General features: G+C 69.2%; 7 protein-coding genes. 4 read left to right on the top strand and 3 right to left on the bottom strand.

Features of this window, described 5'->3' with window-relative positions:
* Nucleotides 1-515 precede the first annotated feature (515 nt).
* Together A6A27_RS03765 and A6A27_RS03770 are read right to left on the bottom strand one after the other, a co-directional pair.
* Entirely contained in the window at nt 516-830 is a 315-nt protein-coding gene (locus A6A27_RS03765; protein ID WP_073832975.1) for an SCO4848 family membrane protein, read from the bottom strand.
* A 111-nt stretch (nt 831-941) separates the two neighbouring features.
* Nucleotides 942-1,412, bottom strand: coding sequence for a hypothetical protein (locus A6A27_RS03770; protein WP_143193854.1), 471 nt, complete (start codon nt 1,410-1,412; stop codon nt 942-944).
* A 278-nt stretch (nt 1,413-1,690) separates the two neighbouring features.
* Here A6A27_RS03770 and A6A27_RS03775 point away from each other — a divergent pair, with 278 nt between their 5' ends.
* The 3 genes from A6A27_RS03775 to argS all read left to right on the top strand — a co-directional run bounded on the left by A6A27_RS03775 (nt 1,691) and on the right by argS (nt 5,531).
* Nucleotides 1,691-2,131, top strand: coding sequence for a PRC-barrel domain-containing protein (locus A6A27_RS03775; protein ID WP_073832966.1), 441 nt, complete (start codon nt 1,691-1,693; stop codon nt 2,129-2,131).
* A gap of 339 nt (nt 2,132-2,470) precedes the next feature.
* Nucleotides 2,471-3,529 carry a tryptophan--tRNA ligase gene (gene trpS / locus A6A27_RS03780; RefSeq protein WP_073832968.1) on the top strand — a complete coding sequence of 353 codons (1,059 nt, stop codon included), beginning with the start codon at nt 2,471-2,473 and terminating at the stop codon, nt 3,527-3,529.
* Between the two features lie 283 nt (nt 3,530-3,812).
* Nucleotides 3,813-5,531 (top strand): arginine--tRNA ligase, encoded by a 1,719-nt coding sequence (argS, locus tag A6A27_RS03785; protein WP_073832970.1) that lies wholly within the window; start codon nt 3,813-3,815, stop codon nt 5,529-5,531.
* Between the two features lie 83 nt (nt 5,532-5,614).
* On the opposite strand, the gene A6A27_RS03790 is transcribed toward argS, so the two are convergent.
* Nucleotides 5,615-9,217: a purple acid phosphatase family protein gene (locus A6A27_RS03790; RefSeq protein ID WP_241825053.1), complete on the bottom strand. Its 3,603-nt coding sequence runs from the start codon at nt 9,215-9,217 to the stop codon at nt 5,615-5,617.
* Nucleotides 9,218-9,918: 701 nt separating this feature from the next.
* Between A6A27_RS03790 and A6A27_RS03795 the strand changes: the two genes are divergently transcribed.
* Nucleotides 9,919-10,341, top strand: a complete 423-nt coding sequence (locus A6A27_RS03795) for a DUF4190 domain-containing protein (protein WP_073832973.1) — start codon at nt 9,919-9,921, stop codon at nt 10,339-10,341.
* Nucleotides 10,342-10,993: the final 652 nt, after the last annotated feature.

Below are 10,993 nucleotides of genomic sequence, written 5' to 3' on the forward strand. Positions count from 1 at the left end.
CTCAAAGAACAACCACACACCATCCAGCAACCCTGCATTCCGCAGGGCCACCATCCGGGGCATTTCGTTCACCGCGACCGCCGCTCTCGCGCCGGGCACTTTTACTACGTTACCTCACCGTCTCCGCCGTGTCAAACCGTGTGTCCCGGTCTGTCGTGCTTCGTACGGGTTGGCGCCGGTGAACTCGCCCAGCAGCGGACCGCTGTGCTCGATCATCGGATTTGGCAGGCCGGCCGTCGCGGTGACCGCGAACTCGCCCGGTGCCCTGCCGGTCGACAACCTTACCCGGTCGGTTCCGCTCCACCAAATCCGCCCTGCGGCGTTTCCGGCGAGCCCCGCCCGGTCCAGGTCCGATGGTGTCATCCATCCGAGCCTGGTCGTCGTTCCTGCGCTCCGGCCTTCAGGACTTTCGCCCTGTTTCGTCCGTTCCGCGCTGGCAGAGAGAAAGTTACGCGTCTTCGGCTTTGATCGTCAAATCCGCGGGCGGCGTCCCGCGTCACATCATCATCGTCGGACTATCTTCCCTGCCCAACCCGGGTTTCTGGCGTGACGTCCCGCGCCGCACTGGCGGTTCGGGCAGTGGAACGACCCCGGCGAGCCGCGAGCCAGCCCCTGATACCGAGCACCCCGACGGTGGTGCCGATCGCCAGCGAGGCCGCGATCAGCAGGGCGTGCACCCAGAGGAAGCTCGTCGGGGTGCCCTCGCCGATCGTGCCGGTCGACCATGAGCGCGGGTCGTTCCAGATGGCGACTGCGAACCTCGGCCAGATCAGCCAGGTCCACACCCCGACCCCGACCAGGAACAGCGACCAGCCACGCGACAGCACCATGGCAGGCCAGTATGCCAGCGTCGCCATGGCCGGCGGCCCGTTCCCGCGGGGAACGCTGCGCCGCCCGTGCCCGGTGGAGGCGGGGCACCGGCCCGCCCCACCCGCCGGGAGTCAGAAGCAGGTGACGGCGCCGCCGATGGCCGGGTTCGCCCGGTCGTGGCGGTACAGGGTGCCCGAGGTGTCGGCCATGGCGCCGCCCCAGATCGCGCAACCAGTGCCGACGTACCCATAGACCGGGCCGGCGGCGTAGAGCCGGTTGCCGTCGTCGACCGAGAAGGAGGGGATCAGCTCCGGATCCAGGTAGACCTGGGTCCTGGTGAGGCTTCCGAGGAACGCCGACTTGAGGGTCACCGTGCACCCGTACCCGGTGAAGGGGTTGCGCAGCAGGTGGACGGTGCCGAGCCGCTCGCCGGTGGTCGCGTTCCGGATGGGGTCCTGGTCGACGCTGACGAAGCCGGGCCCGCACAGCCCCTGGGCGGTGTACGGGTTGCCCGCAGCGCCCCGCGCCCCGGTCCCGGCCAGCCCGACCAGTACGGCCACCGCAGCCGCCCCGATTCTGATTCGTCGAATTGCTCGCTGCATCTGCGCTTCCTTTCCTCGACACCTGGGACGCGGGACCAGAATCGTCGGAACGTCGGCTGGACCGAATGTGTCCGACGAACACTCCGAGTCCTTTCCGGGTGTGCTGACGGGCAGGTTCACCCGACCCCACCTGCGGAGGAGCCCACTGCCCGGAGAATGGGCACCGATTATGAGGTATCTCGCAGAAACGGGAAATGATGAACCGTAAATTGCGTTGATGTTTCGGCGATTCGACGTGCGGGCAGTGTTTCCGTCGACGACGACAGCGGAGGTGGACCATGCAGCCGTTCAATCCGTGGAGTTGGCGGGACCCGGCCGCGCTCGCCGGCGGCTACGACGAGACCGGCCCGGACGACGTGCCGCGGCAGCGGTCGGCAAGCGCCGACGGCCCCGACGCACCCGGCCCGGGCACCCCGATCGACCTCACGGGCTACCGAGTGGAAGCGACCGACGGCCGGATCGGGTCGGTCGACCAGGCGAGCGGGGAAGCCGGGGCCCGCTATCTGGTGGTGGACACCGGGCCGTGGATCTTCGGCCGGAAGGTGCTGCTGCCGGTGGGCACGGTGGCCCGGGTCGATCACCTGGCGCGCACGGTGCACGTGGACCGTACCCGGGAGCAGGTGAAGCACTCGCCGGCCTTCGAGCCGGACGACTTCGGCCGCCCCGAGTACCAGGAGCAGGTCGGCAGCTACTACGCGGAGAGCTACCGAGGGAACTGAGCGGCACCCGGGCGATCCGGTGACCGCGATCAGCCGGGCGGCGAGGACCACCGCCGACCGGCTAACCTGTCGGCATGGTCCGGCCGAGCTCCCTCGCCCCGGAGACCGAGAACGGTCTCCCGGCGGCTACTGCTCCGGTTCTTCCGGCCCGTGTCGATGACGGTCGGGAGCAGATCCTCGACGTACTCCGTGCCGGTGGGTTGCGGTTCCGCGCCGGCGGGCGATGGCGGTTCGCGCTCTGACGAGCCGCCTCCACTGATCCGGGTCGGCCCCGGGTCTCTTCCCGCGCGCCCGCGCGTCCTTCCACCGTTTCTCTCCCGGCACGAAAGGCGTACCACCATGTCCGCAGCACGGATGCTCACCGGCGACCGCCCGACCGGGCGACTGCACCTGGGCCACTACGTCGGCAGCATCGCCAACCGGGTGCAGTTGCACCAGCGGTACGAGAGCTTCTTCATCATCGCCGACCTGCACATGCTTACCACGAAGAACACCCGTGAGGACATCGAGCAGGTGGCCGGCAACGCCCGAGAGATGGTCACCGACATCCTCGCCGCCGGCGTCGACCCGGACCGCGCCACCTTCTACCTCCAGTCGGCAATCCCCGAGGTCGGCGACCTGAACACCCTCCTCCAGAACCTGATCACCGTGCCCCGGTTGGAGCGCGTCCCGTCACTCAAGGAGATGGCCCGGGACGCCGGCAAGGAGGAGATGCCGTACGGGCTGCTCGGCTATCCCGTCCTCCAGGCCGCCGACATCCTCTGCGTGAAGGGACAGGTCGTGCCGGTGGGCCGGGACAACGCCGCGCACGTCGAGGTGACCCGGGAGATCGCCCGGCGCTTCAACCACCTCTACGGCGAGGTCTTCCCGGTGCCGGAATTGATCATGTCGGAGACGCCCGCCCTGGTCGGCACCGACGGCCAGGGGAAGATGAGCAAGAGCAAGGGGAACGCGATCGGCCTCGCCGACGACCCGGTGACCGTCCGCCGCAAGGTGATGGGCATGTACACGGACCCGAACCGGGTGCGCGCCGACGTGCCCGGGACGGTGGGGGGCAACCCGGTGTTCGCGTACCACGACGTGTTCAACCCGGACCGGGCGAAGGTCGAGGAGCTGAAGGCGCGGTACCGCGCGGGCCGGGTCGGTGACGTCGAGGTCAAGGAGGAACTGGCCACCGCGTTGAACCGGTTCCTCGACCCGATCCGCGAGCGGCGGGCCCGCTTCGAGGCCGACCGAGGCCGGGTCGACGAGCTGATCGTCGAGGGCACTGAGCGCACTCGGGCCGAGGTGCACCGCACCCTGGTCGAGGTCCGCCGGGCGATGGGGTTGACCAGCGCGTACACCCAGGTGCGGCGGCGGGCCGAGCGGTACCGCAAGGCCGTCGCCACGCCGGCCTGAGCTTTCGCGTACGACCTGCCGGCCGGCCCGGAAGAGCGCTTGCGCCGCCCCCGGGCCGGCCGGTTAGGCTGCTGACATGACCAGCGTGCCCGCCCACCAGCCGACGTCCCCCGACGTCCAGCTCGGCGCGCTGCGACGCCGGCGGTCCCGCGACCGCCTGCGCTGAGCACCATCTCTTGCGACCGGCGGATCGAGCCGCCGGTCATCGCCGATCGTCCTCGGTCCGCCCGCATTCCCGTCCGGAGATCCGCGTGAGGCGGATCCGAGCGAGATCGGCGTACCCATGGATCTGGAGAAACTGCTGACCGACCGGCTGGCGCCGGCGTTCGAGAAGGTGGCCGGCCTACCGGTGGACCCGGTGGTGCGGCGCTCGCAGCGCGCGGACTTCCAGTCCGACGCGGCGTTGGCGCTGGCCCGGCGGCTCGGCCGGCCGCCGCGGTCGATCGCGGCGGAGGTGCTGGACCGCGCGGAGCTCGGCGACCTGTGCGCCGTGGCGGAGGTGTCCGGGCCGGGCTTCCTCAACCTGACCGTCGCGGACCGTGCCCTGGGCGGCCTGGTCGCCGCACTGGCCACCGACCCCCGGCTCGGCGTGCCGGTGGCGGCCGAGCCGGAGACCGTGGTGGTCGACTACTCCGGGCCGAACGTGGCGAAGGAGATGCACGTCGGGCACCTGCGGTCGACGGTGATCGGCGACGCGGCGGCCCGGCTGCTGGAGTGGCTGGGCCACCGCGTCGTCCGGGCCAACCACCTGGGCGACTGGGGTACGCCGTTCGGCATGCTGATCGAGCACCTGGCCGACCTGGGCGAGGCCGAGGCGGCACAGGAGCTGTCCATGGGCGACCTGGACGCGTTCTACAAGGCGGCCCGGGCCAAGTTCGACGCGGACGAGGCGTTCCGGGAGCGGTCCAGGCAGCGGGTGGTGGCGCTGCAGGGCGGCGACGAGGCGACGCTGCGGCTGTGGCGGCTGCTGGTCGAGCAGTCCGAACGCTACTTCCTCGCCGTGTACGAGCTGCTCGACGTGACCCTGACCGCGCGGGACTTCCAGGGCGAGAGCAGCTACAACGACCTGCTCGCCCCGGTGGTGGCGGACCTGGACCGGGCCGGCCTGCTGCGGGAGAGCGACGGCGCCGCCTGCGTCTTCCCGCCGGGCTTCGCCGGCCGGGACGGTGAGCCGCTGCCGCTGATCGTGCGCAAGTCCGACGGTGGGTACGGCTACCCGGCGACCGACCTGGCTGCGATCCGGCACCGGACCGGGTCGGTGGGGGCGACCCGGCTGCTCTACGTGGTGGGCCTGCCGCAGCGCCGGCACTTCGAGCTGGTGTACGCGGCCGCGGCGCAGGCCGGCTGGCTGGTCCCGCCGGCCCGCGCCGAGCATGTGGGGTTCGGGTCGATCCTCGGCTCGGACGGGCGGATGCTGCGCAGCCGGTCCGGTGAATCGGTGAAGCTGGTCGCCCTGCTGGAGGAGGCGGTGGCCCGGGCCACCTGGCTGGCCCGGGAGCGCAACCCGGACCTGGGCGAGGCCGAGGCGGCCGAGGTGGGCAGGGCCGTCGGCATCGGCGCGATCAAGTACGCCGACCTGTCGAGCGACCGGCACAAGGACTACGTGCTGGACTGGGAACGGATGCTCGCGCTGGACGGGAACACCGCACCCTACCTGCAGTACGCGTACTCCCGGATCCGGTCGATCTTCCGGCGGGCTGGGACGGCGGCCCGGCCGGACGCGGCAATCTCGTTGGTCGAGCCGGCCGAGCGGGCCCTCGCCATCGAGCTGCTCGGCTTCTCCGGGGTGGTCGCCGAGGTGGCGCGGAGTCTGGACTTCCACCAACTGGCCGCGTACCTGTACCGGCTGGCGGCGGCGTTCAGCGCCTTCTACGAGCGCTGCCCGGTGCTGCGGGCCGGGGGTGAGCTGCGGGAGAGCCGGCTGCTGCTCTGCGACCTGACCGCGCGGGTGCTCCGGCAGGGGCTGTATCTGCTGGGCATCCGGACCCCGGAGCGGCTGTGACCGGAGCACGCACCGGACCGCATGCCGGGGCCGCCTACCGCCAGGTTGGCGTAGGCGGCCCCGGATCCGGCGTTGCCGTGGGGTTACCGACAGGCGGCGGTCACCTGAGCGACGGCGGCCGCATGCGCAGCCTCTGCCGTCGTCAGCGCGGCCTCGGTCTCCTCGAGTTGGGCGTTGGCCTTCGTGACCTGCGCCGCGGCCTGCTTGATGGCCTGGGCCGGTCGCCCGCTCGCCACGCTCTTCTCGAGCTTGGCTTCGGCGTCCCGGACCTTCGTCTGGGCCTTCTGGACGGCCTTCTCAGCCTTGTCCACAGCCTTTGCTGCCGCGTCAGCCTGCTTCCGGGCAGCGAGACAGGCCGGCGACGGGTCGCCGGGGCCGGCAGGTGCTTCGACGACGAAGGACCTGATGATGCCGTGGCGGCCTGCATGGGTCAGCGCCGCCCAGACGGTGCCTCCATCCGGGAGGTTGATCGGCTCGGTGTAGGCGACGGCGCCCTGGAGGTCGCCCGGTGCTGCGGCGCCGGGCTCGGTCACGACGTAGCTGATCGTGTACGCCGGGTCGGTCACCGCGAGCCCGGTGCCGGCCTTGGTGAGCGTGACGACCTTGTCCGCGACGTTCCCGGCGACCTCGCTGCCGCGGAAGTCGTGGATCGCCGCACCGCCACCGGTGCTGCCGGTGATCACCGTGGTGCCGTTCAACACGTAGTCACTGCGGTAGAGCGCGGTGTTGGTGTTGGTGATCGTGCTGTCGGTGATCGTGAACAGCGGCCCGGCGTTGTAGGCGTAGATGGTGCGTGCGCCCTTGCCGCTGACGGTGGACCGGTCGATCGTGACGGTCGGGCCGGAGCCCTCGGTGATGATGACGCCCTGCGAGCCCGACATCGTGACGTCCGACCGAATCGTCGCGTCTTGGAGCGCGAGGTGACCCTTGTTGCGCACCATGAAGAACGCCGTCAGCGCGGTGCTGTCGGTGCTCTGCACGATCGTCAGGTTCGGACCGACCGTCAGCTCCGCGCCATCCACGTTGAAGTAGACGTTGCCCACCGCGGTGAGCGTGGTCGGCTCGTCCGCCGAAAGGCGGATCTTGCCGGCGTCGACCTTGATCGCCCCGCCCTGGTCGTCGGCAACGATGTCGTCGGTGATCCAGATCGTGTCCTCGTCGCTGCCGAGCTCGGCGATCCGGAAGCGGAGTTCCTCGATGCTCGCGGCCCGGAACTGCTTCTCCGCTACCAGCGGGTTGAGGAACTTGATGGCCGTGGTGAGGTCGGCGACGGCGGCGTCGACCTTGGTCTGCGACACGTACGGGTCTTTCATCACGGCGCCGGCGGTGCCGATGGTCGCCGCGAGGAACTGGAAGCTGTACGGCGTGTAGCCGGCCGGGTTCGGGGCGTTCGCGCCCGTCACAGCGGCCAGCAGACCCGCCAGTGCCGCCTTGTTGGTGAACGGCAGCGTGTTGACCTGACCGGAGAGGCCGGCGAGATGCGGGTAGGCGACCGCAGAGCTGGTGGCCGGTTGCCATGCCCAAACCGCCTCGAAGTCCCAGCCGAGACCCTGGTAGGTGGCCTGGGCGGTGAGTTCGGCCTGGGTGAGCTCGCTGATGCCGCGCTGCTCGGCCTTCGTACCAGTCAGCGGCATGTCGGCCCACACGGCGTTGCCGGCCACCCTCGCCTCGGCGACCCCGGCGGCGAACAGCTTGCCGGCCGTCGATCCGGTGACGGCACGGTTCGCCGCGACGATGCCGCCGATCACGGCGTCGGCGGACTTTACGTCGCCGACGGCACCGCCGGCGTCCCCGGTGGTGATCACCGCGCCAGCCGCGAGACTGCGCTCGACGGTTGACGCACCGGTGATCTCACCGATCAGGCCAGCCGTGGTGGCTTCGCCGTCCAGGTTCACCGTCGCGTACGAGTCGGTCACGGAGCCACCGTTGAGCACGCCGACCAGGCCGCCCGCAGTGTCCTGGGCGCCGCCAACGCTGCCGGCGACGAACACCCTGTCCAGGCTGCCGCCGTTGACCACGCCGGCGACGCCGCCGACCGGCCCCTCGGTGTCGCGGTAGTCGACATCCACGAGCCCCAGGTTGCGGACCACGCCGCCCGCGCCGAGTCGGCCCACGAATCCGGTGGGCGAAGGCTTGCCATCAAGCTCCCAGCCCTGGTCGTACCCGAGGTTGAGACCGGTGATCGAGTGGCCCGCGCCGTCGAAGGTTCCGGTGAAGCCCGGACCGGCATCCTTGGCGTTCACGGCCGGCAGACCCAGCGGGCGGAACCCGCGCCGGTGTTGCAGGTCGATGTCCTTGGTCAGCACGTAGTGACCGTCCGCCGGCAGCTGCCCGAACCCGTCGCCGAAGTTGTTGCTCACGTACCTCAACTGCTCGGGCGTGCTGATCTGGTAGGTGCCCTCGACCAGGGGCGGGAAGTCCTTGTCGAGCACGGGCTCGGGAGAGGTCGACGGCACCCAATCCGCCAGCGAGGAGGGCAGCGGCTGGGTGATCTGGAACGTGTCGTTGACGCTGTAGGCGCCGGTTCGGGGATCGCGGCTGGTGGAGGTGATCGCGATCCGCTCCGGGGAGACCGAGACGGTCTGGTAGCTGGCCTCCTGGTTGTCCTTGTAGACCGCGGTGTAGTCACCCGCGATCTCCGGGTTCCAGGTGTAGCCCTGCCCATCGCCCGCCGCGGCACCGGTGAGGTAAGTCGTACCCTTGCCATCCCCGACGACCAAGTCGTCCTTGAGCGGGTGAGTGCGCAGGTACATGCCATCGTGCCCGGAGATCGACAGATCGATGCCGGCCTGGTCGAACGCCTTGGTGATCTTTAGGTAGTTCGACGGGTGGTTACGCCGGCCCAGGTAGGGGCCATGGTGGTAGGCCGCGATCTTCCACTTCGCGTCCGACGCCTGCACGACGGTCTTCAACCAGTCCAACTGCGGCCGCAGCTCGGACAGCTTCAGCTGGTCGAAGTGGTTGAGCACCACGAACAGGGCGTCCCCGTACTCGAAGTAGTAGACGGTGTTGCGCAGCGTCTTGGCCTCCTCGCCGACTGCGATCGGCAGGCCACCGGCGGCACCGAAGTACGCCGGGCCGTTCGGGGGGATGTTGGTGCGAGCCGCGAAGTTGGTGAAGTACGGGTCGGGCGACTCCCAGTCGAGGTAGCCATCGCTGGGATTGCCCTCGAACTCGTGATTGCCGACCGTGAAGTACGTCGGGATGCTCGCCGCGCGCGGCTCAAGCGCCTTGAAGAAGCCGTCCCACTCCTGGGACTTGTAGCTGTGGTTGACCAGGTCACCGGTGAACAGCATGAACGCCGGGTCGGGCACCTCGCCGAAGGCCCGGTCCATTGCCGGGACCATCGTCTTGACGTAGCCCTCGTAGTCGTCCATCTGGGGGTCCGTGTACCAGTGGAAGGAGAACTCCGCTACCTTCGCCGCACGCGTTTTGAACGAGGCGACCGCACTGACCAGCGAGCCGCCATCGCCGACCCGGTAGACGTACTCCGTGCCCGGGGCCAGCCCGTCGACCTCGACCTTGTGGCCATTGATCGCCTGGCTGGTGGCCACATTGATATCGGCACGCTCCCAGCGGCCCTCGACGCGCTGATCGAACTTTCCGGTTGCGTCGTACGACGCCTTGGTCGCGTACTCCAACACCGACTTGGTAATGTCCGGGTCGGTCACCCACGCGAATCGCATCGACACCGGCCCCGATCCCTCCGGGCCGTACAGCATCGATATCTGCGACGGGATGTCCGTCGCGGGGAAGGGGCTCTCGGCCGCAGCAGCAGGAGGCTGGGCAACGAGCGCCGCCGCGGACAGGGCAACCGCCATCGAGATGGCTGCCCCCCATCCTCTGAATTGGCGCGTTGATCGAGGGGCAGGCACGGTTCAACTCTCCCTTGCGCAGTAGACGAGCGCCCCACTGCACTCGTCAGTACGTGCTGCCACCGGCAAGCCAGGTCCGGCGGGCACGCCGCCCCACACCATTGCGGCCCTACCCCACAGCGGGCGGCACCGGGAGGTAAACAGTCGTTGTCCAATCCGGCAACGAGAAGCCGGGTTCGCGGCCAATCGGCCAGCAAAAACCGCAGCGGGTGCGGAGACCCCTCGAACTTGCCCGAGCACTGCCAGACATGGCGATACCCGAGCGAAGCGCAGCGTCAGAGACGCACCGAGGACCCGGACGTCCACAGAAGACAGAACGGTTCGGTGGGGTGTCTGGCCCTTGACCTGCTGCGCGCCCGAAGGGACTCGAACCCCTAACCTTCTGATCCGTAGATTCCCAAGACCACGTCTGGGCCGTCCGAAGCCGTCCGCCTGGTCCTGGTCCCCAAGCGCTCAGGCCGTAGTCTCAGCCGCTTCCCTTGCCCGCCCGCATGATCCAGAGGGCTCCATTCATGATCCTCGGACGGGCGGGCCTCGTGGCGCCGCAGCCGGAGCATCCGAGCGGCGAAGAGAAGGTAGGACGCGCCATGACCGGTCAGCTGTCCAAGAATCACCGAAGGTACAGCCCTCTGGCGATCACGGCCTGCTGCATGGGCCTGGTTCCGCTGCTGTATGTCAGCGCGGGCTATGCCTTGCTGTTAGACCTGAACATCAGACTTCTAATCCCTGCGCTGGGGCTCGGCGTCTGCGCGGTTGCCGTAGGCGTCGCGGGACTGAAGGAGATCAAGACGACTGGGCAACGTGGTCGCGGTCTGGCGATTGCCGGGTGCGTGGCTGGCGCAGCCGTATTCGCGGTCCTGGCCTTCTCCTTCGTGTATCTGATGGTGGTGGGCCCTTCGCCTGCCGGCTGCGCCCCGCCCGACCCTTGCTGGTGAGTCGTGCACCTCGGGGCCTTGACTTCAGCGAACGTCGATATCTCTGATCGGCAAAGCTAGCGGATCTCCTCGTCGGGCAGTCGTAGATCGCCCAGCCTCCCCGGACGGGGACAAGGTGGAGCACCTACCGGACGAGTCTCAATGGCGGCTGTGAGGCGGCCAGTGGCTCCCACAGCCGACCGAAACCGATCCAGACGGATACGAGAAAGCCCCCGACCTCGCCATTTCGGCTGGTCGGGGGCTTCTCCCTGTGCTGCGCGCCCGAAGGGACTCGAACCCCTAACCTTCTGATCCGTAGTTAGAAGCTGCCCGCTGGACCTTATCACGCTCGACTCTATCCTACCACCCGTCCGGCCGAAGCCGCCTCAGTCCGTCCACGTCCGGCTGGGTTCTGGCTGGTCCAGGCGGTACGTGCGGCCAACATCTGCGGTCATCGATCGCCGGAATGGCATCCCGATAGCCCTGAAATCCTGCTGAGTCCCGGTCCGTTCGCGCCAGTTCCCCGACGTCCGAGCAGCCACCGAGCAGCACGCATCGGCGCATCGTGGAGACGACGCGTCGCCGCCATTGCCGGGTTGGCGTGCCGGCATGGCGGGCAGCACTCCGATGCCTGGGTGCTTAGTACGGCAGCCGCCGTTTGAGATCTTGCTGG

The organism is Micromonospora sp. CB01531 (assembly GCF_001905095.1).
Lineage (GTDB): Bacteria > Actinomycetota > Actinomycetes > Mycobacteriales > Micromonosporaceae > Micromonospora.